The sequence below is a fragment of the Paeniglutamicibacter sp. NPDC012692 genome, from assembly GCF_042901625.1.
Lineage (GTDB): Bacteria > Actinomycetota > Actinomycetes > Actinomycetales > Micrococcaceae > Paeniglutamicibacter.
In genome coordinates this window covers 261,899-287,606 of the sequence record NZ_JBIBDE010000006.1, presented here as the reverse complement: position 1 = coordinate 287,606, position 25,708 = coordinate 261,899, and the positions used below count along the sequence as shown (strand labels likewise).

General features: G+C 68.0%; 22 protein-coding genes. 9 read left to right on the top strand and 13 right to left on the bottom strand.

Annotated features, from left to right (window positions below):
- Nucleotides 1-16: 16 nt before the first annotated feature.
- Nucleotides 17-778: a 4'-phosphopantetheinyl transferase family protein gene (locus ACFY5D_RS19145; protein ID WP_387533612.1), complete on the bottom strand. Its 762-nt coding sequence runs from the start codon at nucleotides 776-778 to the stop codon at nucleotides 17-19.
- A 343-nt stretch (nucleotides 779-1,121) separates the two neighbouring features.
- Between ACFY5D_RS19145 and ACFY5D_RS19140 the strand changes: the two genes are divergently transcribed.
- The 5 genes from ACFY5D_RS19140 (at nucleotide 1,122) to ACFY5D_RS19120 (ending at nucleotide 9,380) form a co-directional block, all read left to right on the top strand.
- Entirely contained in the window at nucleotides 1,122-5,018 is a 3,897-nt protein-coding gene (locus tag ACFY5D_RS19140; protein WP_387533610.1) for a Pls/PosA family non-ribosomal peptide synthetase, read from the top strand.
- The gene (locus ACFY5D_RS19135; protein WP_387533608.1) at nucleotides 5,015-6,436 is read left to right on the top strand and encodes a M1 family metallopeptidase; all 1,422 of its coding nucleotides are present in this window, start codon (nucleotides 5,015-5,017) and stop codon (nucleotides 6,434-6,436) included. The genes ACFY5D_RS19140 and ACFY5D_RS19135 overlap by 4 nt, the downstream gene beginning before the upstream one ends.
- Nucleotides 6,437-6,541: 105 nt before the next feature.
- On the top strand, nucleotides 6,542-7,426 hold the full coding sequence (gene ppk2, locus ACFY5D_RS19130; RefSeq protein WP_387533606.1) for a polyphosphate kinase 2: 885 nt from the start codon (nucleotides 6,542-6,544) through the stop codon (nucleotides 7,424-7,426).
- A gap of 113 nt (nucleotides 7,427-7,539) precedes the next feature.
- Nucleotides 7,540-8,055 carry an OsmC family protein gene (locus ACFY5D_RS19125; RefSeq protein ID WP_387533604.1) on the top strand — a complete coding sequence of 172 codons (516 nt, stop codon included), beginning with the start codon at nucleotides 7,540-7,542 and terminating at the stop codon, nucleotides 8,053-8,055.
- A gap of 323 nt (nucleotides 8,056-8,378) precedes the next feature.
- On the top strand, nucleotides 8,379-9,380 hold the full coding sequence (locus ACFY5D_RS19120) for a hypothetical protein (protein ID WP_387533602.1): 1,002 nt from the start codon (nucleotides 8,379-8,381) through the stop codon (nucleotides 9,378-9,380).
- A gap of 80 nt (nucleotides 9,381-9,460) precedes the next feature.
- Here ACFY5D_RS19120 and pheT read toward each other — a convergent pair whose 3' ends face one another.
- Entirely contained in the window at nucleotides 9,461-12,001 is a 2,541-nt protein-coding gene (gene pheT / locus ACFY5D_RS19115; RefSeq protein ID WP_387533600.1) for a phenylalanine--tRNA ligase subunit beta, read from the bottom strand.
- A gap of 3 nt (nucleotides 12,002-12,004) precedes the next feature.
- Nucleotides 12,005-13,093, bottom strand: coding sequence for a phenylalanine--tRNA ligase subunit alpha (gene pheS, locus ACFY5D_RS19110; protein WP_387533598.1), 1,089 nt, complete (start codon nucleotides 13,091-13,093; stop codon nucleotides 12,005-12,007).
- Between the two features lie 152 nt (nucleotides 13,094-13,245).
- Between pheS and ACFY5D_RS19105 the strand changes: the two genes are divergently transcribed.
- A complete protein-coding gene (locus ACFY5D_RS19105) occupies nucleotides 13,246-15,150 on the top strand; it encodes a penicillin-binding transpeptidase domain-containing protein (protein ID WP_387533596.1) in 1,905 nt (634 codons plus the stop codon).
- A 131-nt stretch (nucleotides 15,151-15,281) separates the two neighbouring features.
- Here ACFY5D_RS19105 and ACFY5D_RS19100 read toward each other — a convergent pair whose 3' ends face one another.
- Nucleotides 15,282-15,944: an LppM family (lipo)protein gene (locus tag ACFY5D_RS19100; protein WP_387533594.1), complete on the bottom strand. Its 663-nt coding sequence runs from the start codon at nucleotides 15,942-15,944 to the stop codon at nucleotides 15,282-15,284.
- A 149-nt stretch (nucleotides 15,945-16,093) separates the two neighbouring features.
- Between ACFY5D_RS19100 and ACFY5D_RS19095 the strand changes: the two genes are divergently transcribed.
- Together ACFY5D_RS19095 and ACFY5D_RS19090 are read left to right on the top strand one after the other, a co-directional pair.
- Nucleotides 16,094-16,591 (top strand): hypothetical protein, encoded by a 498-nt coding sequence (locus tag ACFY5D_RS19095; protein WP_387533592.1) that lies wholly within the window; start codon nucleotides 16,094-16,096, stop codon nucleotides 16,589-16,591.
- Nucleotides 16,588-17,223, top strand: a complete 636-nt coding sequence (locus ACFY5D_RS19090; protein ID WP_387533590.1) for an SIMPL domain-containing protein — start codon at nucleotides 16,588-16,590, stop codon at nucleotides 17,221-17,223. The genes ACFY5D_RS19095 and ACFY5D_RS19090 overlap by 4 nt, the downstream gene beginning before the upstream one ends.
- A gap of 21 nt (nucleotides 17,224-17,244) precedes the next feature.
- Here the strand turns inward: ACFY5D_RS19090 and ACFY5D_RS19085 are convergent, their stop codons facing one another.
- The 7 genes from ACFY5D_RS19085 to infC all read right to left on the bottom strand — a co-directional run bounded on the left by ACFY5D_RS19085 (nucleotide 17,245) and on the right by infC (nucleotide 22,536).
- A complete protein-coding gene (locus ACFY5D_RS19085) occupies nucleotides 17,245-17,877 on the bottom strand; it encodes a pyroglutamyl-peptidase I (RefSeq protein WP_387533587.1) in 633 nt (210 codons plus the stop codon).
- Complete coding sequence (locus tag ACFY5D_RS19080) at nucleotides 17,874-18,308, bottom strand: (deoxy)nucleoside triphosphate pyrophosphohydrolase (RefSeq protein ID WP_387533584.1); 435 nt, start codon at nucleotides 18,306-18,308, stop codon at nucleotides 17,874-17,876. Before ACFY5D_RS19080 ends, ACFY5D_RS19085 begins: the two co-directional genes overlap by 4 nt.
- Before the next feature lie 2 nt (nucleotides 18,309-18,310).
- Nucleotides 18,311-19,258 carry a cation diffusion facilitator family transporter gene (locus ACFY5D_RS19075; protein WP_387533581.1) on the bottom strand — a complete coding sequence of 316 codons (948 nt, stop codon included), beginning with the start codon at nucleotides 19,256-19,258 and terminating at the stop codon, nucleotides 18,311-18,313.
- A 214-nt stretch (nucleotides 19,259-19,472) separates the two neighbouring features.
- The gene (locus ACFY5D_RS19070) at nucleotides 19,473-20,381 is read right to left on the bottom strand and encodes a TrmH family RNA methyltransferase (RefSeq protein WP_387533578.1); all 909 of its coding nucleotides are present in this window, start codon (nucleotides 20,379-20,381) and stop codon (nucleotides 19,473-19,475) included.
- Between the two features lie 85 nt (nucleotides 20,382-20,466).
- On the bottom strand, nucleotides 20,467-21,153 hold the full coding sequence (gene rplT / locus ACFY5D_RS19065; protein ID WP_387533575.1) for a 50S ribosomal protein L20: 687 nt from the start codon (nucleotides 21,151-21,153) through the stop codon (nucleotides 20,467-20,469).
- A gap of 105 nt (nucleotides 21,154-21,258) precedes the next feature.
- Nucleotides 21,259-21,453: a 50S ribosomal protein L35 gene (gene rpmI / locus ACFY5D_RS19060; RefSeq protein ID WP_209996038.1), complete on the bottom strand. Its 195-nt coding sequence runs from the start codon at nucleotides 21,451-21,453 to the stop codon at nucleotides 21,259-21,261.
- 123 nt (nucleotides 21,454-21,576) lie between these two features.
- Nucleotides 21,577-22,536, bottom strand: a complete 960-nt coding sequence (infC, locus tag ACFY5D_RS19055) for a translation initiation factor IF-3 (protein ID WP_387533571.1) — start codon at nucleotides 22,534-22,536, stop codon at nucleotides 21,577-21,579.
- A 323-nt stretch (nucleotides 22,537-22,859) separates the two neighbouring features.
- Between infC and ACFY5D_RS19050 the strand changes: the two genes are divergently transcribed.
- On the top strand, nucleotides 22,860-23,216 hold the full coding sequence (locus ACFY5D_RS19050) for a DUF1844 domain-containing protein (protein WP_209996036.1): 357 nt from the start codon (nucleotides 22,860-22,862) through the stop codon (nucleotides 23,214-23,216).
- A gap of 100 nt (nucleotides 23,217-23,316) precedes the next feature.
- Here the strand turns inward: ACFY5D_RS19050 and ACFY5D_RS19045 are convergent, their stop codons facing one another.
- Nucleotides 23,317-24,657, bottom strand: coding sequence for an MFS transporter (locus ACFY5D_RS19045; protein WP_387533568.1), 1,341 nt, complete (start codon nucleotides 24,655-24,657; stop codon nucleotides 23,317-23,319).
- Nucleotides 24,654-25,568, bottom strand: coding sequence for an SseB family protein (locus tag ACFY5D_RS19040; RefSeq protein ID WP_387533565.1), 915 nt, complete (start codon nucleotides 25,566-25,568; stop codon nucleotides 24,654-24,656). The genes ACFY5D_RS19045 and ACFY5D_RS19040 overlap by 4 nt, the downstream gene beginning before the upstream one ends.
- Between the last annotated feature and the right edge of the window lie 140 nt (nucleotides 25,569-25,708).

The following is a 25,708-nucleotide window of genomic DNA, read 5'->3' as shown; positions in this document are numbered from 1 at the left end:
GCTTTTAATCGGGTCGTCAGTTCGGCGCCCAGACGACGCTTCCCACCAGGTTGCCCGGAAGCACGTTGCCCAGCGTGTCTGGGGTTCCCGGCCCCAGGTCCATGGCACGGGTACCGGGGCTGCGCAACAACAGGTGCCGCTTGGGGCCAGCGACCACGGGTATCCCCCCGGCGCCGGCAATCCCCTCGCCGGCGGCCTTCGCCACCGCCTCCTTCAGGGCCCACCACTGGGCCCTGCGGTGCTGCCGCCGGTCCGCCGGCAGGGCATCCAACTCCGCGAGTTCCCCCGGCGCGAAGACAAAGTCCTCGAACTCGCTGTCGCCATCCCCAGGCGCGAACGCCGGATCGTTCAGGTCGGCCAGATCCACGCCGATCCGCCAATTCGCGGGGGCCAGTCCCAGCAGCAGCCAGCCTGCGGTGCGCGCATAGGACAGGGAGAAGGACTGCCCGTTCCTCGGGGCCCGGAGCCGCGGGATCCCGTGCCGGGACGAGGCACACTTCGGGCAGCACTGGGTCAGTTCGAGCTCGTCCGGACGGAACCCGCGGGCCGGGGGCATGGCACGGCCCAACAGTTCCGCCGCCAACGCCCTGACCAGGATCCGTCCCGCCACAAAGTCCTCGCGCGGACGCCCGGGGAGATACCCTCCGGCGCGCTCGATCTCTGGGGGAGCCAACCGGATGTCCGGGTGGCGGGAGGCATCGGCCAACGGCGCAACGGCCCACCAGGGACCGCCCTCCGGCACATCCGTGCCTGGCGTCTTTCCTTGCCTACGGGCCATGTGCCCGCCTCCTTCCGGAATCGTACCGGTTTCCGCGCCCCGTCCGATCATCGGCCCCACCCCACCGGCCGCGAACGCCCGGCAGCTTCAGTGCCAAGGGTATCTCGCGCGCACGGCGGACACGGCATGGACATGGCCGCGATTGTGACGCATGATGTTCGAAAAACGTGTGGTCATCACCGCTTGGACACCTTCCGTTAACCTTCCATGGCTACGGTGAACCCGTACGTGCCGGCCGAGCGGTGGCGGACACCCTGGCGGTGTGCCATCTGCCCGGCGTCGGGCGCCAACGTCCCGGGCCGCCCCGAAGGGGAAGGCCGAGCACCACTTCAAGAAAGCCACAGTGGAATCGATCCCGAGCATTTCCCACCAGGAAGCCACCACCCCCGGCTTCCTGCCGCAATACCCTGGCAGCGACTGGGCTCCGGAGCCACGCACCCTCACGGACATCCTCGAGGCAAGTGCGGCGGCCAACCCAGACGCCCCCGCCCTGGATGACGGCGAGCGCTCGCTGACCTACGCGGAACTGCTTCTAGCGATCGGCGAGACAGCCGGGCGCCTGCGCGCCGCCGGCCTGGGTGCCGGGGACCGGATCGGCATCCGCATCCCCTCGGGCACCCGAGAGCTGTACATCGGCATCCTGGCGACCCTGAAGATCGGTGCCGCCTACGTGCCCGTCGATGCCGACGACCCCGAGGAACGCGCCCGGCTGGTCTTCTCCGAGGCCAAGGTCGCAGCGGTGATCGGCGAAAAGGGGAAAATCACCTTCCTGCGCAACGAGCCGAACCCGGCACCGGCCCGCGAAGCCGCGCTTGGCGACGACGCATGGATCATCTTCACCTCGGGTTCCACGGGCACCCCCAAGGGCGTTGCCATCACCCAGCGCTCGGCCGCCGCGTTCGTCGACGCGGAGGCGCGGATCTTCCTGGCAAGCGAACCGCTGGGTCCCGGGGACCGCGTGCTGGCCGGCCTCTCGGTCGCCTTCGACGCCTCCTGCGAGGAGATGTGGCTGGCTTGGGGCCACGCCGCGTGCCTGGTGCCCGCCCCGCGCGCGCTGGTCCGCTCGGGCATGGACCTGGGACCCTGGCTGGTGACCCGCGGCGTCACCGTGGTCTCCACCGTCCCCACGCTCGCCGCCCTCTGGCCCGCCGAGGCCCTGGAAAACGTGCGCCTGCTGATCTTCGGCGGCGAGGCCTGCCCTCCCGAGCTGGCCGCCCGGCTCGCGGTCCCGGGCCGCGAGGTCTGGAACACCTACGGCCCCACCGAGGCAACGGTCGTGGCCTGCGCCTCCCAGATGGACGGCACCGACCCGGTGCGCATCGGCTTGCCGCTCGACGGATGGGACCTGGCCGTCGTCGATGCCGAGGGCGAGCCGGTGGCCCCGGGGCAAAGCGGGGAACTGATCATCGGCGGCGTCGGGCTCGGGCGCTACCTGGACCCGGACAAGGACGCCGAAAAGTACGCGCCCTTCGAGACCCTGGGCTGGGAGCGCGCCTACCGCTCCGGGGACCTGGTCCAGGCGGACCCGGAAGGGCTGGTCTTCCTGGGCCGGCTGGATGAGCAGGTCAAGCTCGGCGGACGACGCATCGAGCTGGGCGAGATCGATGCCGCGCTGCAGTCCCTGCCCGGGGTCTCCGGCGCCGCGGCGGCCGTGAAGACCACCGCCGCCGGAAACCAGATCCTCGTCGGCTACCTGGCCGCCGACCCCGCATACGACACTTCCGCGGCCCGCGAGCGGCTGGCCGGCATGCTTCCGGCCCCGCTGATCCCGCTGCTGGCCGTGGTGGACACGCTGCCCACCAAGACCAGCGGCAAGGTCGACCGCCATGCCCTGCCCTGGCCGCTGGCCGGCGCCACCGACACCGGCGGGGTCCTGCCGGATCTCGGCGAGGACGCCCGGTGGGTCATCGACCAGTGGACCGGCGTGCTGGGAACCGAGGTCGGGTCCCTGGACGCCGACTTCTTCGCCTCCGGCGGCGGCTCGCTCTCCGCCGCGCAGCTGGTTTCCGCCCTGCGCGCGCGCCACCGCACGGTCGCCGTCGCCGACATCTACTCCCACCCGCGCATCGGTTCCCTGATCGAGGCCCTCGGCGCCGGGTCCGACGAGCCGGTCGAGAAACGCACCGTGGAGCGCACCACCCGCAAGGCCCAGGTCTTCCAGACGCTGATGGGCATCCCCACGTTCATCCTGGTGGGCATGCGCTGGCTCGTGTACCTGGCGGCCGGCAACAACGTGCTCGGCGCCCTGGGCGTGTTCACCGACGCGCCGCGGCTCTCCTGGTGGGCGGTGGCCGCGCTCTGGCTGCTCTTCGTGTCCTCACCCGGACGCATGCTGATTTCCGTCGTCGCGGCCCGGACGCTGCTGCGCAACCTGGAGCCCGGGACCTACCCGCGTTCGGGCAGGGTGCACCTGCGGCTGTGGATGGCCCAGCAGGTCGCCGACCTGGCCGACCCCGTCTCGCTGGCCAGCGCCCACTGGATCCAGTGGTACGCCCGCGCCCTGGGCGCAAGGGTGGGCAGCGATGTGCAGCTGCACTCGATCCCGCCGGTCACCGGGCTGCTGACCGTCGGCCGCGGGGCCAACATCGAACCCGAGGTCGACCTCACCGGATACTGGATCGACGGGGACCGGGTCCATGTCGGTGCCATCGAGGTCGGCGCCGAGGCAAGCGTCGGGGCGCGCAGCACCCTGATGCCCGGCTCCGTGGTCGCCGACGGCGTGGTGCTGGCACCGGGCTCCGCCCTGGCCGGCAGCACCAGGGCGTTCTCCGCCTACTCGGGTTCCCCGGCCACCCGCACCGGCAAGGCCAAGCCGGAGTGGCCCGAGGGACCCGTCGTTGTTGGCCGGGGACGCGGCGCACTGTTTGCCGTCGCCTCCGCGGCGCTCGGCGCCCTCCCCCTGCTCTCGATCGCGGGCGCCCTGTACGTGGCGGCGTTGCTGTTGCGCGGCCAGGAATCCCTGCACGAATCCCTGGGCAGGCTCGGCGTGGTTGTTCCCGTTGCCGCGCTGGTCTGGTTCGGGCTCAACATGCTGCTGATCCTCGCCGCAACCCGGCTGCTGGGCATCGGCCTGCGCGAGGGCTGGCACCGGGTCGACAGCAGGATCGGCTGGCAGGTCTGGGCCACCGAGCGCCTGCTGGACATGGCCCGAGACCTGCTCTTCCCCCTCTACGCTTCGCTCTTCACCCCCGCGTGGCTACGCCTGCTCGGCGCCAAGGTCGGACGCAACGTCGAGGCCTCCACCGTGCTGCTGATCCCCAAGATGACGACCATCGCCTCAGGGGCGTTCCTGGCCGACGACACCATGGTCGCCACCTACGAACTCGGCGGCGGCTGGATGAAGGTGGGCCGGGCCAAGATCGGCAAGCGCGCCTTCCTGGGCAACTCCGGCATCGCCGGGGCCGGGCGCCGCGTGCCGCGCAACGGCCTGGTCGCGGTGCTCTCCGCCACCCCCGCCAAGGCGAAGGCCGGGACGTCCTGGCTGGGCAGCCCCCCGGTGCGCCTGCGCCGCACGGCCGTGGCCGCCGACGACTCGGTGACCTACGACCCGCCGCTGCGCCTGAAGGTTGCCCGCGCCCTGTGGGAGCTGTGCCGGTTCGTTCCGGTCGTGGTCACCGTCGCGGTCGCCACGCTGGTGCTGGTGCTGCTGGACGTCTTGGCCGCCGGCTACGGCTACCTCGTGGCGGCGCTGCTGAGCGGCGCCGTGATGCTGGCCGCCGGGGCCGTCGCCGCAGCCTCCGCGGTGGCCGCCAAGTGGCTGCTGGTCGGCCCCATCCGGCCGGGCGAACACGCCCTGTGGAGCTCCTTCATCTGGCGCAACGAGGTCGTCGACACGTTCATCGAGATGGTCTGCGCCCCGTGGTTCGCCCACTCGGCGGCCGGGTCCCCCGCACTGGTCTGGTGGCTGCGCGCGCTGGGCGCCAAGATCGGCCACGGCGTGTGGTGCGAAAGCTACTGGCTGCCGGAGGCCGACCTGGTCACCCTCGGGGACTCCGCGACCGTCAACCGCGGCACCGTCGTCCAGACCCACCTCTTCCACGACCGGGTCATGGCTATTGATACGGTGGAACTCTCCGCGGGATCCACCATGGGCCCGCACGGGGTCATCCTGCCCGCCGCCTCCCTGGCGGAAGGCGCCACCGTGGGCCCGGGTTCGCTGGTCATGCGCGGAGACTCCGTCCCCCCGTCGAGCTACTGGATGGGCAACCCCGTCCAACCCTGGAGCCGTCCGCTTTCATGAGCCAATCGCCACAACACCACCCCGGCACGCAGGCCTCCTTCCTGCCGGACCCCTACGTGCCCCGGTCCGGCAGCGCCGACTACCGGGTCGTGCACTACGACCTGGACCTCGACTGCAAGCTCGGCGGCAACCGCCTCGACGGGCGCGCGGCGATCACCGCCGTGGCCGCCACCGAGCTGCACCGCATCAGCCTGGACCTCTCCGGGCTGCGTGCCTCCCGCTGCCACGTCAACGGCGCCAAGGTTGCCAGGTTCACGCAGAAGGCCGGCAAGCTGGAACTCCACCTGTCCACCCGCATGCCCGCCGGGGAGCGGTTCACGGTGGAGATCCGCTACAGCGGGAATCCGGGCGTGCGCCAGGGGACCTGGGGAGAGGTCGGCTGGGAGGAACTGATCGACGGGGTGCTCGTGGCGGGCCAGCCCAACGGGGCCGCCACCTGGTTCCCCTGTAACGACCACCCCAGCCAGAAGGCGACCTACCGCATCGCGATCGCCACCGACGCCGGCTACCGCCCGGTCGCCAACGGCCGGCTGGTCGACCGCCACCGGCGCGCCACCCGCGAGACGTGGACCTACGAGGTCGACGAGCCCATGGCCAGCTACCTGGCCACCCTGCAGATCGGCCGCTACGAGCTCCGCGCCCTGTCCGGCACCACTGCCGGCACAGACGCCGGCGGGGTCCCTGCGGGCGGGCGGCACGCCGATTCCCCGCACGCCGTCCCCCAGTGGGTCGCCGCGAGCACCGGGCAGCTGCAGGCCGCGGGGGCCGCACTGGCCGACCAGCCGCGGATGATCGAGACCTTCGCCGAGGCCTTCGGCCCCTACCCGTTCGCCGAGTACACCGTCGTCGTCACCGAGGACGACCTGGAAATCCCGCTGGAGGCGCACGGCATCTCCATCCTGGGCAAGAACCACCTGGCGCCGGGCTGGGAACAGCAGCGGCTGATCGCCCACGAGCTCTCGCACCAGTGGTTCGGCAACTCGCTGACCGTCGGCGCGTGGGAGGATATCTGGCTGCACGAGGGCTTCGCCTGCTACGCCGAATGGATCTGGTCCGAGGCCTCCGGTTCGCTGGGCGCCGATGCACGCGCCCGGGACGCGTGGTCGGGCCTGGCCGCGCTGCCCCAGGACCTCGCGATCGGGAATCCCGGTGCCGCGGACATGTTCGACGACCGGGTCTACAAGCGCGGCGCCCTGGCGCTGCACGCGCTGCGCCTGGCAGCCGGGGACCGGTCCTTCTTCGCGATGCTGCGCTCCTGGAGCGCGGCACGGCGCCACGGGACCGTCACCTACGCCGGATTCCGCGACCACATCGATGCGAGGCTGCCCCTCGGCCGCCCCGCCGGGGAGTTCTTGGCGCCCTGGCTGATTGAAAAGGCCCTGCCGCCATATCCGGAGCGCGTCCCGCACGACGGCTGAAACGACGGCTGAAAACACCGGCCAGGAACCTTTCGGGCCACGTCAGACCCCGGACGGGCACCTTCCGTTCACTTTCCGTTAACCGGGCCGCTGTAGCTTCACACCATGCAACTGCTTGATTTGGCCGCCCACGGCTACTCCGTCCGCGACGACGACGATGACGACCCGGTGCTGCTCACCGCCTCCGGGGAACCCGTGGACACCTGGCGGGAGGACTACCCGTATCCCGCGCGCATGGACCGGGTGCAATACGACCTGGAAAAGCGGCTGCTGCAGATCGAGCTGCTGAAGCTGCAGGTCTGGATCAAGGCAACCGGCCGCCGGCTCGTGGTGCTCTTCGAGGGCCGCGACGCCGCCGGCAAGGGCGGGACCATCAAGCGATTCACCGAGCACCTGAACCCCCGCGGGGCGCGCACCGTCGCACTGGGCAAGCCCAGCGAAAGCGAAACCACCCAGTGGTACTTCCAGCGCTACATCGCCCACCTGCCGGCGGCCGGGGAAATCGTCCTCTTCGACCGCTCCTGGTACAACCGCTCCGGCGTCGAACGCGTCATGCGCTTCTGCACCAAGGAGCAGTTCGACCGCTTCATGCACCAGGCCCCGGCCTTCGAACAGCAGCTGGTCGACGACGGGATCACCCTGGTGAAGTTCTGGTTCTCCGTCTCCCGCCGCGAGCAGCTCACCCGCTTCACGATCCGCCAGATCGACCCGGTGCGGCAGTGGAAGCTCTCCCCCACCGACCTGGCCTCGCTGGACAAGTGGGACGCCTACACGGCGGCCAAGGAGGAAACCTTCCGCAGCACCGACACCGACTGGGCCCCGTGGACCGTGGTGAAGTCCAACGACAAGAAGCGCGCCCGGCTCGGGGCCATGCGCCACGTGCTGAGCCTCTTCGACTACGAGGGCAAGGACCACGAGCTGGTCGGGCTCCCGGACCCGCACATCGTGGGGCCGGCAGCCGCCGTCATCGCCGACGGCGAGGAGTTCTAGCCCGGCCCCCGGACCCGCGTCCAACCCCGCCTCTGGGCGTCCGGCGCGCCCCGGCGCATAATCGTGGCACGGGGCCTGTCCCCGCACGGAACCCAAGAGACGGGAACGGGGACATGGACCGGGAGACATTGCGCAGCGTGCAGCAACCGCTGAAACAGCTCTATCGCGAACGGCCGGAGGCGGGGACCATCCTGCTGAAGGCCAGCGGCACCCTGGGCGAAGAGGGCCTGTCCTGCTCCGTGCAGACGGGCAGGGCCATGGTGGAGGCGGGCCTGCACCCGGCCACCGGCGGCGACGGATCGCTGGCATGCTCGGGCGACCTGCTGCTGCAGGCCCTGGTGGCCTGCGCCGGGGTCACGCTGGCGGCCGTGGCCACCAACCGGTCGATCGCGGTGTCCGGCACGGTGCGGGCGGAGGGCGACCTGGACGTGCGCGGCACCCTGGGCCTGGACCCCGAGGCTCCCGTGGGTTTCCGGAACATCCGCCTGCACTTCGACCTGGCCACCTCCGCGAACGCCGCGGAGCTCAAGGCGCTCATCGACACCACCGAGCAATACTGCGTGGTGCTCCAGACGCTCCAGGCCGGCCTCCACGTCGAGGTTGGTTCCACCGCCACAACCATGGGCTGACCACGGTCGCGGGCCGGCACACCCGGAAATCCCGGAAATCCCGCACGATCGACACGAATCGCTGCTCGTTTTTATTGTTGCGACGTTGCGGGCATCCGTGTTCGGGCCCTGCGAGGCAAACCCTCTTCACGACGGATGACAAGCGCGAATGACACCGCGGTTTCACGGCGGGGCACCGTGGCGGAGCACGCGGGTGATTTGTTGAGTCAGTGCTTCCTCTTGCGGTTGGCGGATGCGGTCATATACTGGTTCCACTTGGGGCCCAAAGACTTAGCGATTCACTCACTTCCATGTTGTTTGGAGGGCAAAGTCTTATGCGAAAAATGAAACTCACGCTTGCCATCGGAGCCTTGGCGTCGCTGCTCCTGACCTCGGGTTCACCAGGGTTGGCGTCCAGTTCCGTCGTGAAACGTTCACTCAATCCTGAGCGCATCTTCAGGATCGATCCTCCCGCGCAGGACCAGGCGATCCAGGCGTTCGACCACGGCGCGGGCAAAGACGTCTACATGGCCCAAGCAGTCGGTCAGGACACCCGGCTCTCGAGGTGCACACGCACGGCAACGGGAACATGTACCCAGAAGGACAGCGTCATGCTGAAAGGCTACGGGCACGGCGAATCGCTCGAGGTGTACACGAAAAACGGCCGGACCTACGTATGGATCGGGAGCACCTCAAACGGAATCCCGCCGTACTACTTCTCGCGGACGATCTCGCTGATCCAGTACAAAAAGGCCCCCTCGGGTTCGAAAAAGGCGAGCTACCACCGTGTCGGCATGCTCAAGAACCTCGCCGCAATCGTCCCGGGAAATTCCGGCAACGCCATCCGCAGCAACATCGCGCTGGCCGACGGAGACGACAGGCTGGCCATCAGCATCACGGTCGGGTCCTCTAACTACTACGCCGTCTACAAGACCGCGGCCCTGACCGGACGCATGCTGAACGCCCCCGGACAGAAACTGTCGATTTCCAAGGCCAAGGACCTGATGGTGTCCCGCTTCAAGGAGCCGGCGCGCCCGCACGGATCCTTTCAGGGCTTCGACATCAAGGGAGTCGGGACCAACAAGAAATTCCTCTACGTCTTCGGCGGGCCGGTGGGAACCTCGCCCACGATCTACCGCTATGCCTACACGAACGGCGGAAAGATCACCCACGACCGGACCTACGTCATCAAGGGCGTTTACCTCGGTTCCCTCGAATCCGAGGGCATCAAGGTGGAAGCCGATCCAACCAGTGGCGGCAAGGTGCGTGTGATGCACAGCCTGAATCCGACCAACCGCGACAGCGCCGGGCGCAAGATCTTCCGCCTGTATAGATTCAAGGAATGACGGGCCTGGCGCCTTAACGCCGCAGGCCGGCCGCTCCCCCGCGTTCGGGAGAGCGGCCGGCCTGCGGCGTTCGGTGCGTGCTAGCGCTGCACGGCCGCGAATCGCTCGGCGGCCAGGGCCACTGCGGCGGCACGCGCCTCCGAGGCCTCGTCGGCGGTCAGCGTGCGGTCCGCGGCGCGGAAGCGCAGGCCGAAGGCCAGCGACTTCTTGCCATCCTCGATGCCGGTGCCGGAGTACACGTCGAAGAGCGCGATGTCCTCGAGCAGCTCGCCGGCGCCCTCGCGCAGGGTCTCCAGCACGTCCGCGGCCACCACGTCGGCGTCGACCACCAGGGCGACGTCCTGCGTGGAGATCGGGAAGGTGGAGATCTCCTTGGCCACGATCACGTCGGCGGATGCCTCGAAGAGCGTGTCCGCGTCGATTTCCATGGCGACGGTGCGCTCCGGCAGGTCCAGCTCGGCCAGCAGCTTCGGGTGCAGCTCGCCGGCGTAGCCCACGGGGGTGCCGTTGCGCAGCGACAGCGCCGCGGTGCGGCCCGGGTGGAAAGCCTGGTGCGCGCCCTGGGAGACGACCACCTCGACGCCCAGCACGTCGGAGACCAGCTTGGCGACATCCAGCGCGTCGGCCCAGTCGTAGACGCGCGGGACGTGCGCTGCGGCAACCGGCGAATCATGCCCGGTGAGCACGGCCGCGATGTGCATCGGCTGGTGCGGCAGGCCGCCGTAGAGGGCGTCCAGTTCAGCGTCGGAGGGCTTGACGCCCAGCGGCGGGATCGTGGCGGTGCCGACGGTCTCGCCCGGCAGGAAGACCAGGCCGGCCTCGTACAGGGCCAGGTCGCGGAAGCCGCGGCCGTGGTTGCGGCGGGCGATGCCCAGCAGGCCCGGCAGGATGGAGGCGCGCATGAAGCCGAACTCGCTGGAGAGCGGGTTGGACAGCTTCACGGCCGCAACCTCGCCGGCAACCGGGGCGCCGAAGGTGTTGTTCTGCACCGCGGAAACGAACGGGTAGGACAGCACCTCGGTGAGGCCCGAGTCGGCCAGCGCGGCCATGACGCGGCGGCGCTGGGACTGGGTGCGGGTCAGGCCGCGGCCCGGAGGGGCCGTCGGGAGCGTCGCCGGGATCAGGTGGTAGCCCACCAGGCGGGCGATCTCCTCGGTCAGGTCCTGCTTGGTGGCCAGGTCCGGGCGCCACGACGGGGCCGTCACCTTGTAGCCGCCGTCGACGACCTCGACCTGCGCGCCGATCTCGGTCAGCGCCCAGGTGATCTGCTCCGGGGTGTAGTCCACGCCGATCAGCTGCGAGGCGAAGTGCCCCGGCAGCTCGATGACCACGCCGGCCGGCGCGGTTCCCACGTCGGTGATGAGCGTGGTGGCGGTGCCGTCGGCGAGCTCCACCAGCAGGTCGACCGCGCGCTGGGCCGCCACGTCGGCGATCTCCCAGTCCACGCCGCGCTCGAAGCGCTTGGACGCCTCGGAGGGCAGCTTGTGGCGGCGGCGCGAGCGGGCGATCGAGATCGGCTCGAAGTGCGCGGCCTCGATCAGCACGTTGGCGGTGGTGTCGGAGACCTCGGTGGCCCCGCCGCCCATGACGCCGGCGATGCCGATGGCACCGGACTCGTCGGTGATCAGCAGGTCCTCGACGTGCAGCTTGCGCTCCTTGCCGTCCAGGGTCTTCAGGGTCTCCCCCGGGTTGGCGCGGCGCACCGTGATCCCGCCGGTGAGCTTGTCCGCGTCGTAGAAGTGCAGCGGCTGGCCGAGCTCGAGCATGACGTAGTTGGAGATGTCCACGACCAGCGAGATCGAGCGCATGCCCGCGAGGCTCAGCCGGCTGGCCATCCACGGCGGGGTCGGCAGCGAGGGGTCGACGCCGGTGACGCTGCGGGTGACAAAGCGGTCGCAGCCGTCCTTGCCGTAGATGCCCGCAGTGTCCGCCAGGTTGACCGGGTGGCCGGCGCCGGTGGCGTCGTCCACGACCACCAGCGAAGCCGGGTCGGTGTACGCGGTGCCCGTGGCGTGCGCGAACTCGCGGGCCACGCCGCGGATCGAGAACGCGTAGGAGCGGTCCGGGGTGACATTGATTTCCGCGGCCTGGTCGTAGAGGCCCAGCAGCTCCATCGCGTCGGTGCCGATCTCCGGGTCCAGGCCCAGGCGGGAGAGCACGATGATGCCGTCGTGGTCGTCGCCAATGCCCAGCTCGCGGGAGGAGGCGATCATGCCGGCCGAGAGGTGGCCGTAGGTCTGGCGGGCGCTGATCCTGAAGTCGCCCGGCAGCACGGCGCCCGGAAGCGTGACGACGACCTTGTCGCCCTCCACGAAGTTGTGCGCGCCGCAGATGATGCCCTGCACGCCGGAGGGGTCGATGCCCTCGTTGGTCAGGGTCTGTGGCTGGCCTTCGGGGACCACGCGGACCTGGCACCAGTTGATGGTCTTGCCGTTGGTCTGCTCCTCCTTGACGATCGAGAGCACCTGGCCCACGACGATCGGGCCGGAAAGCTCGTCGGCGGGACGGTGCACGTCCTCTTCCTCGAGGCCGACCTTGACCAGTTCTGCCATGACGTCTTCGGCCGTTGCATCGGCCGGAACCTGCGCGAACTCGCGCAGCCATGAAAGTGGAATACGCATGTCTTAGATCTCCATCCCGAAGTGCTCGCTGAAGCGGATATCGCCCTCGATCATGTCGCGCATGTCGGGGACCTCGTTGCGGAACATCAGCGTGCGCTCGATGCCCATGCCGAAGGCAAAGCCGGAGTACTCCTCCGGGTCGATGCCCGCGGCACGCAGGACGTTGGGGTTGACCATGCCGCAGCCGCCCCATTCGATCCAGCGGGGGCCGCCCTTGGCGCCGGGGTGCCAGATGTCCAGTTCGGCCGAGGGCTCGGTGAACGGGAAGTAGTTGGGGCGCAGGCGGATGGAGGCGTCCTCGCCGAACATCTGCCGGGCGAAGTGCTCCAGCGTGCCGCGCAGGTCGGCCATGGTCAGGCCCTTGTCGATGGCCAGGCCCTCGAACTGGTGGAAGACCGGGGTGTGCGTCGCGTCGAGCTCGTCGGTGCGGTACACGCGGCCCGGGCACAGCACGTAGATCGGCACCTCGCGCTCGAGCATGGAGCGGACCTGCACAGGGGAGGTGTGGGTGCGCAGCACCAGGTGGGAATCCACCGGGTCGATGAAGAAGGTGTCCTGCATTTCGCGCGCCGGGTGGTCCGGGGCGAAGTTCAGTGCGTCGAAGTTGAACCACTCGGACTCGACCTCGGGGCCCTCGGCGATTTCCCAGCCCATGCCCACGAAGATATCGGACACGCGGTCCTGCAGGGTAGAGAGCGGGTGGCGGGCACCGGCGCGGCGGCGGCGCGGGGCCGCGGTGACGTCGACGGTCTCCTCGACGAGGATGCGTGCGGCGTCCTCTTCCTCGAGGACCGCGGTGCGGTCGGCGAGCGCCTTGTTGACGCGTCCGCGGGAGGCGCCCATGAGCTTGCCGGCGACCGCCTTCTCGCTCTTGTCCAGGCGGCCGATCTCGCGGTTGGCCAGCGAGAGCGGGGACTTCTCCCCGGTGTGGGCCAGGCGTGCGGTCTTCAGCTCGTCCAGGTTGGTCGCTGCGGCAAAGGCGGCCAGTGCCGCTTGCACCGCAATGTTGATGCCAGCCTCGTCGGTGGGGTGCGGGACGACCGGTGATTGGTCGTCGATGACGGCCACTTCCGGACTCGTGGGTTCAGACATGGGGTTCTTTGGCCCTTTTCACTGTTGTTTGCGTCTCTGGTTTTCTCTGTCCATTCTAGGTGCTGGAATGCGGTGGGACTGAATCGCGGCGCGGCCGCGTCGGCGGCGCGGGTCGTGGACATCGCCGTCGGCCGTAGGCAATAGTGGATCCCATGTCTCGTGTTGCAAGAACCTACGCCCTGCCCGCCGCCGCCCTCCTGCTTCTGGGGTCCCTGAGCGCGTGCACGGCCCCGCCCTCCCCCGACGCCACGGCCGGACTCCTGGCCAGCGGACTGGGTTCCCTGGACCTCTCCGCCGTCCCGCTCACCGGCCCGGGTTCCGACACCGCCGCGGCCGACCTCGGCCAGGCCCTGGAACCGATGGGAAAGGTCCCGCGCACGGTTTCCCTGGACTCCGTCGCCGTCGACGCGGACTCGGCAAGCCCCAAGACCGCGACGGCGACCATGAGCACCGTCTGGGACATCGACGCCACCGACACCGACTGGACGTACAAGACCACGGCCAAGCTGGAACTCGACGAGAAGACCAAGACCTGGTTGGTTCGCTACGATCCGGCGATGGCGGTGCCGGGGTTAAAGGCCGGCGAGTACGTGGCGCGAAAGACCGTGGCGGGGAAGCGCGGCGACATCAAGGGCAACGAGGGGCAGACCCTGGTCACCGAACGCCCCGTGATCAACGTGGGCATCAACAAGGAAGGCCTCGACGAGTCGGCGTGGGCCTCCTCCGCCAAGGCCCTGGCCAAGCTCGTGGAGATCGACGCCGATGCCTACGCGAAGCGCCTCGCGGCCGCCGGTCCCCGGGCCTTCGTCCAGGCCATCACACTGCGCAACGACAAGGACCAAAAGATCACCGACGCGCAGTTCGAGGCGATCCCCGGCGTCCTGGTCCAGCCGGGCTCGCTTCCGCTGGCCCCCACGCGCTCCTTTGCCCGGCCGATCCTCGGAAGCGTCGGCGAGGCGACCGCGGAAATGGTCCAGGACTCCAACGGACTCATCAAGGCCGGGGACACGGTCGGGCTCTCGGGCCTGCAGAAGGAATACCAGGAGACGCTCGCCGGAACCCCCGGCTACTCCATCGGCATCTACGACCAGCAGAAGAAGCAGGTCTCCACCCTGCTTGAGGCCGAGCCCGTCGACGGGGCCGACGTGGAGACCACGCTCGACAGGGACACCCAGACCCTTGCGGAGTCGCTGCTGGTGGATGCGGCCAGCGACAGCGCGCTGGTTGCCGTGCGCCCCTCGGACGGCGCCATCCTCGCCGCGGCCAGCGGACCAGCAACGAACGCACAGAACACCGCACTGCTGGGCAAGTACGCCCCGGGCTCCACGTTCAAGGTGGCCACCGCGCTGGCCATGCTGCGTTCCGGGGACACCCCCAAGACGACCGTCGATTGCCTCGCCACGATGAGCGTCGACGGCAAGAGCTTCAAGAACTACGACGGCTACCCCGCCGCAGCGATCGGCAAGATCCCGCTCTCCGAGGCCCTGGCCCAGTCCTGCAACACCGTCTTCCTCCAGGGAGCCCTGGACGTGAAGGCGCCGGCCCTCGCCGATGCGGCTGCATCGCTAGGGCTCAACCTGGATGCCGCAACCGGCGCGGCCTCGTTCCTCGGGTCGGTCCCCGATTCCTCCACCGGCACCGAGCAGGCGGCCAACGGCATCGGGCAGGGCGTGGTCCAGGCATCTCCACTCGGCATGGCCACCGTCGCGGCCTCGGTGGCCCACGGCGCCACCGTAAACCCGCACCTGGTGAACCTGCCCAAGCCCGCCGCGGCACTGGCACCCAAGACCCCGCTGAGCGCCGCGGAGGCCAAGGCCCTGGCCTCCATGATGGCCGAGGTCGTCGACCACGGGACGCTCAAGGACCTGAAGAAGGTCCCGGGCAAGCCGCTCATCGGCAAGAGCGGCACCGCCGAATACGATGCCGAGCGCAATGCCCACGCGTGGACCATCGTGGCCCAGGGCGACCTGGCCGTCGCGGTCTTCGTGGCCGACGGCAGCGGCGGCGCGCAGACGGCGGGCCCGATCGTCGCCAAGTTCCTGACCGGGCTCCGGTAGGTGCAGCGGTAGGACCGGGGTTACGCCCCCAACGCAAAAGGGACAAACGTTTGAAAACGTTTGTCCCTTTCGTTGTGCCTGCCGCCGGTGCCAGCCGGTCCCCCGGTGGGCGCCGGCGGCAGGATTGCCGGCTAGGCGTGGTCGGCGTGGGCCACTGCCTTTTCTGGCTTGCGCATCATGCCGACGGCAACGACCGCACCCACGAGTGCCAGGCCGCCGAACAGCAACGACAGGTAGATCGCGCTGTGGTCGGCCTCCTTGGCGATGGCGGTCATGTTCCCGGTTGCCGTGCGCATGTCGAAGGTCACGGTGTTGCCCTCGATCGTGCCGCCCGCGCTTGCCGCGGTGACCTTGCCCGGGAAGGTGACAGTCATGTTGGCTTCGGTCAGCGTGGCGGTGTCGTTGCCACCCAGGCCCTGGCCAGTGAAGTAGTACAGGCCGTCGCGGTACTCAATGGCCAACTTCGGGCCGAACTTGCCGGCAATGTCGCCGATTTCGGTCAGCGACTTGTCCGTTGCGGTGATGGTGAAACCCTGGAAGCCGTCCTTGTCATAGGGTGCATGCGTGACTCCCTCCGGGGCGCCCTGGAAGATAGCCTCCTCGGATGCGCCGATCTGCGTCAGGGCATCCTTAAAGCTGCGCCCGCCCAGTGCGGCCTTGTCCACTGCTACGGTCATGTTCAGTGTTGCCTTTTCCGGGCTGGAAACGGCGAGATCCACATTCATCTTCACGCAACCGGTCAGGCTCAGCACCAATGCCACCATGACACCAATGACGGATACGATCTTCTTCATAAGTTCTCCTCGATGTGGGGGTCCGATCTGGAAGCTGTTCCCCCGATTGAGTTTCAACTCTATCGGTTGGAGCTGTGAGCAAAATAATTCCGACCAGCCGCCCCACCTGCGCTCTTGCTGTGCGGGGGGCTCTGGCTACACTGGTGCCCATGGGCAAGTGGGAAAGCCTCCGGGCGGGGTTGAACTGGTTGAATCTCAGTACGCTGAGCGGCCTGGCACTGGCCCGTTGCACCGGATGCCGTATCAAACCCGGTCAACAAGGTCTCATCTATGCGTTGAACTACCGGCCCAGGTTGCCCGTTGCCGGTGCATTCACCGTAGGCAACGTGGTCTTCTTTCGCAAGCGTTTTTCCGAACCCTGCGACCACCCGTGCCTGCTGGAGCACGAGGCCGTCCACGCCACCCAGTACGCACTGTGTCTGGGGCTGCCGTTCATACCGCTGTATTTCCTGGCTGCCGGCTATTCGTGGCTCCGCACCGGGGACCCGGCCTCCCGCAATCCGTTCGAGCGGCTGGCCGACCTGCAGGCCGGCGGCTACGTAGAGCGCCCCGTCAGCAAGATCATGCCGCGGCTCCCTCGCGCCCTGCCCCGCGCCACACACCACCCGAAGCATCAACGAAGCCCCTCGAGGAGAACCCCCGCATGAGCACGAAGAACAGCATCACCATGTTTGGCTCGGCAACGGCCGGCGCGGTGCCCGACACGATGAGCGTTTCCCTGGGCATCGAGGCCCGCCACGACCGGGCCGAGGGCGCATACTCCCTTGCCGCCTCCCGGGCCCGGGATCTGGTCGCGGCGTTGGGCCACGCCGTGCCCGGGGTCAAGCTGTCGACCACCGGCATCGGGCTGCGCGCCCGCACGGTGTGGCGCAATGACGAGAATGTCCTGGCCGGCTACGAGGCCGACACGATGCTGCGGTTGACACACGTCGGCATCGAGCAGGTGTCCGAGGTGCTCGGTGCCGCGGTGGCCGCCGGCGGCGACGCCCTGCGCATCCACTCGGTGCAGGCGGAGGTCTCCGACCCCTCCGCCGCATACTCCAAGGCGCGGGACCTGGCATTCGCCGATGCAAGGACCAAGGCCGAGCAGCTTGCTGCCCTGGCCGGCTGCACCCTGGGCAAGGCGCTTCGGGTCAAGGAGGTGACGCAGGGCTCACCCCTGCCGGTGCTCCGGGTCAAGGCCGCGGACATGGCGGCCTCATCGATGCCGGTGGTCGCAGGTGAACAGGAACTTACCGCCAACGTGGAGGTGCGCTGGGAGCTCCTGGACCGCGGCTGACCCCGGGCCAGGGGCTGCTTCCTAGGATTCCCGGCCCGCGCTGAAGACGGGCTCGGGTTCCGCGCCCAGCGCCAGCACCGCGATGTCCGCCACAGCCCGCGCATGGTCCTCGATCCGGGGATCGCTCGCTTCCAGCCACGGCACGTGGATGAATCCGCCGCGCGCTTCGGGGTAGCCGTCGAGCCGGTGCATCAGGGCGTAGAACACCTGGTTGCAGACGAAAGTGCCTGCGGAATATGAAATCTCAGCCCGCACCTTGCTGCCGGCATCCGTTGCCGGTCGAAGGGACAGCAACGCGCCCTTCAACGGCAGGGTGGAGAAGTAGGCGTTTGCCCCGCCGGGCAGCACCTGCCGGTCGATGGGCTGCTCGCCCGCGTTGTCCGGGATCCTGGCATCCACGTGGTTGATCGCCACCTTTTCCAGGCTGAGGGCGTCCCGGCCAGCCGCCAGACCGAGGCTGATCACCACGTCCGGCTCGTGTTCGTCGACCAGCTCGTTGAGCCTCGCCGGCGCCAGGGCGAAGACGCACGGCAATTCCGCGGCCCGCGCCCGGACGGAGCGTTCGGTGAGCATTTCTGCCGCACGGAAGGCTATCGCCCGGGACGGATTGAAGGCGGCGCCGCCGAAGGGCTCGAATCCGGTCAGCAGGATCATCGGGTTGCGCCGGCCCCTGCCTCGGCCAGCACCGCGCGCACGATCGGCAGGTCTGCCGGGATCCATGCCAGCGACTCCAGCGAGGGGCCGTCAAGATCGACCCATTCCAGGAGGTCGTGGTCCTCGAGGGCCTGCGGGGTGCCGTCGGTGATCTCGGCGAACCACACACGCATCGCGGCGTGCTCGTTCAGCTCCCAGCCCTGTTCGAGCGGGCCGAAGACCTCGCTGCCCAGGCGCACCTTGACCCCGAGTTCCTCGAGGATCTCCCGGTGGACCGCATCCCGGCAGTCTTCACCGGTTTCCAGCTTTCCGCCGGGAAACTCCCACATGCCCGCCACCGCTTCGGGGGCGGTGCGTCGTGCGGCGAGCAGCTTCGTGGGCTGCTCCAGCGAGTCGAGGATTGCGGCCGCGACGATTTGCTTCACTGCCATGGCTACTTCTCGACGCTCTCGCTCTGGTTCCCGGCCTGGGCCTGGGAGAAGACGTCCGGCTCGATGTAGATCACGCACTTGAGGTCGACCGCGGAGCGGATCCGTCCCTCGATTTCGTCGATGGCCGCGGCGATCTGGTCGCCCGTCGAGTGTTCCGCCACGGACACCTTCGCCGCGACGAGGATCTCCTCGGGGCCCAGGTGCAGGGTCTTGAGGTGGATCAGCTTGGCGCCGTCGAGCGTGATGGCGTTGCCGATGGCCTCGACGTGTTCGGCCGCGGCGGATTCACCGAGCAGCAGGGACTTGGTTTCCATGGCCAGCACGATCGCGATGAGCACCAGCAGCACGCCGATGCATGCGGTGCCGAGCGCGTCGAAGACGCCGTTGCCGGTGACGAGCGTCAGGCTGACGCCGGCCAGCGCCAGCACCAGGCCGACCAGCGCGCCGAAGTCCTCCAGCAGGATCACCGGAAGCTCGGGCGCCTTGGCGGTGCGGATGAACTTGGACCAGGACTGCTTGCCGCGCACGTGGTTCGATTCGACGATCGCCGTGCGGAAGGAGAACGATTCGGCGACGATTGCACCGATCAGCACCGCCAGCGGCACCCACCACCACTTGCCCTCGATGCCGTGCGGGTGCTGGAACTTCTGCCACGCCTCGTACAGGGCGAAGAGTCCGCCGACGCTGAAGAGGACGATCGAGACGATGAACGAGTACACGTAGCGTTCGCGGCCGTACCCGAAGGGGTGTTGTTCGTCGGCCTCGCGGCGCGCCTTCTTTCCGCCCACCAGGAGAAGCACCTGGTTTCCCGAGTCCGCGACCGAGTGGATCGCTTCGGCAAGCATCGAAGACGATGCCGTGACCGCCCAGGCGATGAACTTGAACACCGCAATGGTGAGGTTTGCCGCCAACGCGGCAACTACCGCTTTTGTTCCTCCGGAGGCCGCCATGGACCTGCCCCTTTCCTCGTGCGCATGGCCCGGCAGTGGCCGGACCGTGGATTCGGTTCCAACGTTATCGTGTGCCGGCGCACCGCGGTGCATCAAAAGGGGTTGTCGCGGTCTCTTTTTGGGTCGGTCAGGGTCGGCAGGGACCCGCGTTCGGGTGCTTGCAGGGTCCCCCGGCGGGCGTTGGCTTCCACCGCCCACCGGGGGACCCCGGTTGCTAGCTGCGTCGCTGCGCGCGTGCCGATGCGTACATGCAAACGGTTGCGGCGGTGCTGACGTTCAGCGATTCGGCGATTCCGTAGAGCGGCACGGCCACACGGTGGTCGGCACGGGACAGCTCGTCCTCGTTCAGGCCCTGGCCCTCGTTGCCGAACAGCCAGGCAGTCGGTTCCTCGAGGACCGGGTCGCCCTCGGCCGACTCGAACTTTCCGCCGGTGCGGCGCGCCGCGCTGGCGTCCTGCAGCGCGTCAAGGTCGGCGGTACCGTACCCGTCGGCGGCCAGGATGGTGCTGCCCTGTCCCTTGAGCGCTGCGATGGCTTCCGAGAGCTCGACGTTTGAGACGATCGGCAGGTGGAAGAGCGAACCGACGGTGGAACGAACGGCCTTGGGGTTGTAGATGTCCACGCTGCCGTTGGTGATGACCACGGCATCGGCGCCCGCTGCGTCGGCGGCGCGCAGGATGGTTCCGGCGTTCCCCGGATCCTGCACGCGGCACAGCACAGCCACCAAGCGCGGCTTGGTGGCCAGGACTTCCTCGAGCTTGACCTCGGGGATCACGCATACCGCGACGATGCCCTGCGGGGTGACGGTGTCGGCCATTGCCGCCAACACCTCGGGGCTCACCAGACGGGCGCGGACGCCGGGGGCCTTGGCCACCATTTCCTCGAACTCCGGGTAGCGGTCCAGGCAGTCGTCGGTGGCGAAGATCGAACGCACCACGGCGTCCTTGCCTTCTGCTTCGCGCGCGATGTGCGCCTTCATTGCTTCGCGGACCGCCTGCGGGCCCTCGGCCAGGAACTCTCCGCTGCGGGCACGACCGGTGCGGGTCGCCAACCGGGCGACCTCGCGAACCTTCTCGGCACGCACGTTTGTCATGGTTTCTTCGTTGTCTGCGGGGAGATTCATGCCTATGACTTTACCGGGGATACGACAATGGGACGGAATCGCGAGGATTCCGTCCCATTGACTTAGAGCATTAGCGGCTCAAAGACTAGGCGTCCTTGATCTGCTGGCGTGCTTCGCCACCTGCAGGCTCGAAGCCTGCAGCCTTGGCATCTTCGATGCCCTTGAACCAGAACTCAGCAACAGTCTGCTCGTACCAGGTCGAGCCCGGTACGTGGTACTTGTTGGACTGAGCATTGCCCTTGACAATGAAGTCGGCCGGAGCCGCTTCGCCATCGACAACCTTGTAAGCACCGGCTGCCACTGCCTTTTCGGCGGGGGTGGAGCCTTCAACGACAGTAGCCTTGGCAGCGGCCTTAGGGGCCTTTGCCTTAGGTGCGGCTGCTACTGCCTCAGATGCTTTTGGGGCGTTGACGTCAGCCGGAAGGGCACCCTTTGCAATCTGAACCAGTGCGGCGAAAGCCTTGGAGTCGGACACGGCCAACTCGGCCAGCATGCGGCGGTCAACCTCGACCGAGGCAGCCTTCAGGCCCTGGATCATGCGGTTGTAGGTCATGCCGTTGGCGCGGGATGCAGCGTTGATGCGCTGGATCCAAAGGCGACGGAAGTCACCCTTGCGCTTGCGACGGTCGTTGAAGCTGTAAACGTACGAGTGGAGCAGCTGCTCCTTGGCCTTGCGGTACAGGCGCGAACGCTGACCGCGGTAGCCCTTGGCGCGTTCAAGAATAACGCGACGCTTCTTATGGGCGTTTACTGCCCGCTTCACACGTGCCACGTGTGTACTCCTTTGGTTCTGTTCCACCTGGCCTCAAATATTGGGCCAGGCAAAATACTTTAAGTGGTCGGGAATCGCAGAATGGATTCCCAAGACGGACTGGTGTTAGAGACCGAGCATCCGCTTGATGGTCTTGACGTCCGCCTTGGCGACCAGCTGGTCCGAGGCCAGGCGACGGGTGATGCGGGAGGACTTGTGCTCCAGGTAGTGGCGGCGGTTAGCCTGCTGGCGCTTGAGCTTGCCGCTACCGGTGAGCTTGAAGCGCTTCTTGGCGCCACTATGGGTCTTGAACTTCGGCATATCCGCCGTTCTCCTTACTTGCTCCCGGGGTCCTTTCGGGCCGGGGATCTTGCGCACTCCCGCGTTTGAGGGAATCCGTTGTTCTAGGTTTGCTCTTGCGAGCGTGCCCTGCTCGGAGCGACCTTACTTGGTCGTCCCGGGCTTGGCTGCGCGGGTTGCGGGCTTGGGACCCGGCTTGCCCGCAGGCTTGGGGGCGGCTACCGGCTTCGGCATGGCCACTGGCTTAGGTGCTGCAACAGGCTTCGCAACGACAGGCTTCGGAGCCGGAGCTGCTACTGCCGGCTTGGCTGCGGCGGCCGGACGAACCGGGGCCTTTGCCGTTGCCGGGCGAGCGGTGTCGCGTGCCGGTGCTGCCTTGGCCGGAGCCTTGGCTGCGACCGGAGCGGTCTTTACCGGGGCTACCTTGGGAGCGAGCAAAGCTGCTGCCTCTTCGGCTGCGGCTTCGGCACGAACCTTGGCAAGCTTCTCCATGATGTCGGATTCAATGACATCGGCCACGGAGCCACCCAGGTCGCCCTGTGGTTCCGAGGTGTCGATCCGGTTCTTGGAGTCGGCCGCCCTGGCCTTGTCGTTTTCGCGCTGTTCCAAGCGGCGGGCTTCAGCCTTGGCTTCTGCCTTGTTCTTGAGCGGTCCAACAACCATGACCATGTTACGGCCATCGATGCGGGGGCTTGACTCAATAACGCCAACCTCTGCAACTGCTGCTGCAAACTTCTCCAGCAGGCGGATGCCCATCTCTGGACGCTGCTGCTCACGACCACGGAACTGGATCATGGCCTTGACCTTGTCGCCCGCTCCGAGGAAGCGCAGCGCGTGGCCGACCTTGGTTTCGTAGTCGTGGGTGTCGATCTTCAGGCGGAAACGAATTTCCTTGAGGACCGTGTTGGTCTGGTTCTTACGCGCTTCGCGCGCCTTGACCGCGGCCTCGTACTTGTACTTTCCGAAGTCCATCAGTTTGCACACGGGAGGCTTTGCGGTAGGCGCAACCTCAACGAGATCAAGATCGGACTCCACGGCAAGACGAAGAGCATCCTCAATACGGACAATGCCAACCTGTTCACCGGCTGGGCCGACGAGCCGCACCTCTGGGACGCGGATTCGATCATTAATGCGTGGATCGCTGATGTGTAGCTCCTGAGTAGTTCGTAGTTTCAGGCCACCACAGCAAAAGGAAAGGCCCTCGGCTGCGGGTGCAGGCGAAGGCCTCGAGATTCGATCGATGATTGCTCATCTTGACCCGCCACGCGAGGTGACAGGTACCGAATGTACCCGGCCGCCTGATTCGGCTGCTGCGGGTGGGAGTGGCCTCCACTTGCTTACTGGATCCAGGCTGTTTGGTCACATTCACCGCTTGGGTGACGCTTCCAAATACACAGATTCAGTCGGTCTATGGAAAGCTTAGCATCATGAGTACTCCTGAAACCAATCCGGACGCCACCAACGAAATTCGCGACATCGCCGAAGTGGCAGCCGTTGAAATCATCACCACCGCCGCCGTCCACCTGATGAGCGCCGCCGCCGTCAAGTGCGGTCTTGCCGCCGGCGACGACGCCGAAGAGCTGAAAGACCTCGACGAGGCACGCAAGTTGATCACCGCCCTGGCCGGACTGGTCGTCTCCGCAGCGCCGGAGATCGGCTCCCAGCACGCAGGACCGTTGCGCGACGGACTGCGCTCCCTGCAGCTGGCCTTCCGTGAAGCGTCCTTCATCCAGGACGAACCGGGCAAGGGCCCGGGCGAAAAGCTCACCGGCCCGGTGAACTAACACTTCAGCTCCATCATCAAGAAAAAGTGCGGGTCCCGTTTCAAGCGAAACGGGACCCGCACTTTTTCTTTGGCCCTGGCGGTGCCAAGCCAGCTTGCGCCTACGCCTCGACGACGAGCGTCCGCACGCGGGCGCGGCGACGTCGGCGCACCTGCTGCGCGACCAATGCCGCAACGCTCACCGCCGCGCCGATGCAGCCCACGGCGACAAATGCGGCAGCAAACCCCAGCGCATCGACCGTCGCGCCGGTAATCGGGGAACCCAACGCGGTGCCGCTGGTCAGTGCCGAGCCGTACCAGCCCATGGCCTCGCCGCGTCGTTTTTCGGCCACCAGGTCGGTGAGCCATTCCGAGGCCGCCGAGAGCACCGGCGCACAGAGCATCCCCGGCGGGATCGAGAGCAATGCCAGCGACCAGGTGTCATTGGCAAAGGCCATCGGCAGGGTCAACACGGCCATGGCCAGCAGCAGCACGATCGGCGAAATCCGCCGGCTGAGGCTTCCGTAGATCAACCCGCCGATCAGCGAAGCGCCGCACCAGAAGAAGAACACGATGCCCAACTGGCCCGAGCTGTTCTTCTCGTCAAGCAGCGCAAGCATGCCCACCTCGGTTCCCGAGAGAACCAGCCCGGCGCCGGAGGCCGCGATGAACACGGCGACCACGGAGGCGCTGACCCAGCCGAACTTGTTGCGGAAGGCCTTACCTCGTGCGGCGATGCGGGCCTGGGTCGACTTGCTGCCGGCCAGGATCAGTTCGCCCTCGACGTTTGCCAGCCCGCCGGGGCCGGAGGCGATCAGCGACGCCTCGGCTGCCAGCCGCTCCTCGTGCGGGTTCGCCTTCTTGGCGACGGCACCGGGCTGGTCGCTGCGGGTGGGCGGGTTCAGGATCATCAGCACCAGGCCGCTGAGCGAGGCCGCCACGGCGATGCCGATCATGCCGATGGTGGTGTTCAGGCTGGTGGCAACGATTCCGGCCGTGGCCGGCCCGACGATGAAGACCAGCTCGGTGCCCATCGCGTCGAGCGCGAAGGCCGAGCGCCGGGTCTCCCCCGTGGTCATCACGCCCAGGGCGGTGCGCACCACGGAGAAGACGGGTAATGAGAACAGCCCGCCGAGGAACACCAGCGGCCGCACCCACATGAACGAGACCTGCGGAACGATGCTCCACACCACCGCCTCGACGATGATCGAGGGCACCAGCGCGCGGCGCAGCCCGTACATGTCGACCACGCGGCCGCGCCAGGGTGCGCCCAGTGCGATGCCGATGGTCATCAACGCCACGACCAGTCCGGCCGATCCCCAGTCGCGGTCCAGCTCGTTGACCAGGTGCAGCAGCAACAGCATGCCGACGGCCGCGTGCGGCAGCCTGGCCACCATGCCGACCAGAAGCAGCGGCGCTACCCCTGGTTGCCGAAGCAGTTCGCCGTAACGACCGAATTTCATGCGTTGGGCCCCGGCTGCGTCGGTGCGCCCGCCTTGAGTGCGACTTCCAGGGAATCGACGTTCTCGGCGAAGTCCGCGTTCGCGGCAAGCGCCGAGTGGATGCGCGTCACGCAGGCGCGGGCCGTTGCCTCGTCCACTCCCGGCTGGAAGGTGAACTCCAGGCGCAGTTCCGGCCCCGGTCCCCCGCCGGGCACGCTGGCGCCCTGCGCGGTGCGGCTTCCCACGCCCTGGCCCGGAACGATGTGGATCGAGGCCAGGGCCTCCTCGGTTCCCGCCTGCCGGGCGACGATGGCCGCGAGTTCCTCGTTGAGGTAGCTGGGCGTCCAGTCCTTTTGCTGGGCCAGGGCCCACATGCCGGGGCGGCGCAACACGAAGGTGAAGTCGGCGCCGGGGTCGAGGACAAGCATCTGGGCTTCCTCGGCGACGGCGGAAAGGGCCGCGCGCGGGGCGTACACGGCAACCGGGCGGGCCTCGCCGTGCCAGGCCTGCAGGCGCTCGACGCTGCTGAAAACCGGTAGCGCCTTGCGGCCGTCGGGCGCGTTGAGCGTCACCAGCGCCATGTCGGCTTCCTTGTCCTCGGTGAAGCCGTGTTCGCCGAGTCCGCCCTCGGCCAGCTGTGCCACCACGGCGATGTAGATGCGCGATTCGGCGAGGGCCGCGTGGACGCCCTGCTCGGTGCCGGTTCCGGCGACCAGTGCGTCCATGGCCGCCGCAAGCCTTGCGTCGATGAGCCCGTTGTCGTTGTCGAAATTGTGCAGGGGGTTCCCCTCCCCGCTGAGGTCGCGACCTTCCCAGGTTTGCCCGGCGGAGTCGGCCGGTGACCCGGCACGGGCCAGCGCCGCGGCAATGTGTCCGGGCAGGTGTCGGGGGCTTTCGGGCGCCCCGTTGGAAGAAGGTGAATTCGCGCTCATACGGAAATGCTATCGTGCGGCATGCACAAGGGCCGGTCACCATTTGCGTGGTGACCGGCCCTGATTCCCTACTGGCGCGCGGAACTGGGCGCGGGCGGCGGGGTGGCTGGTGTGGTGCAACTCGCCCGTGGATGCCGGGC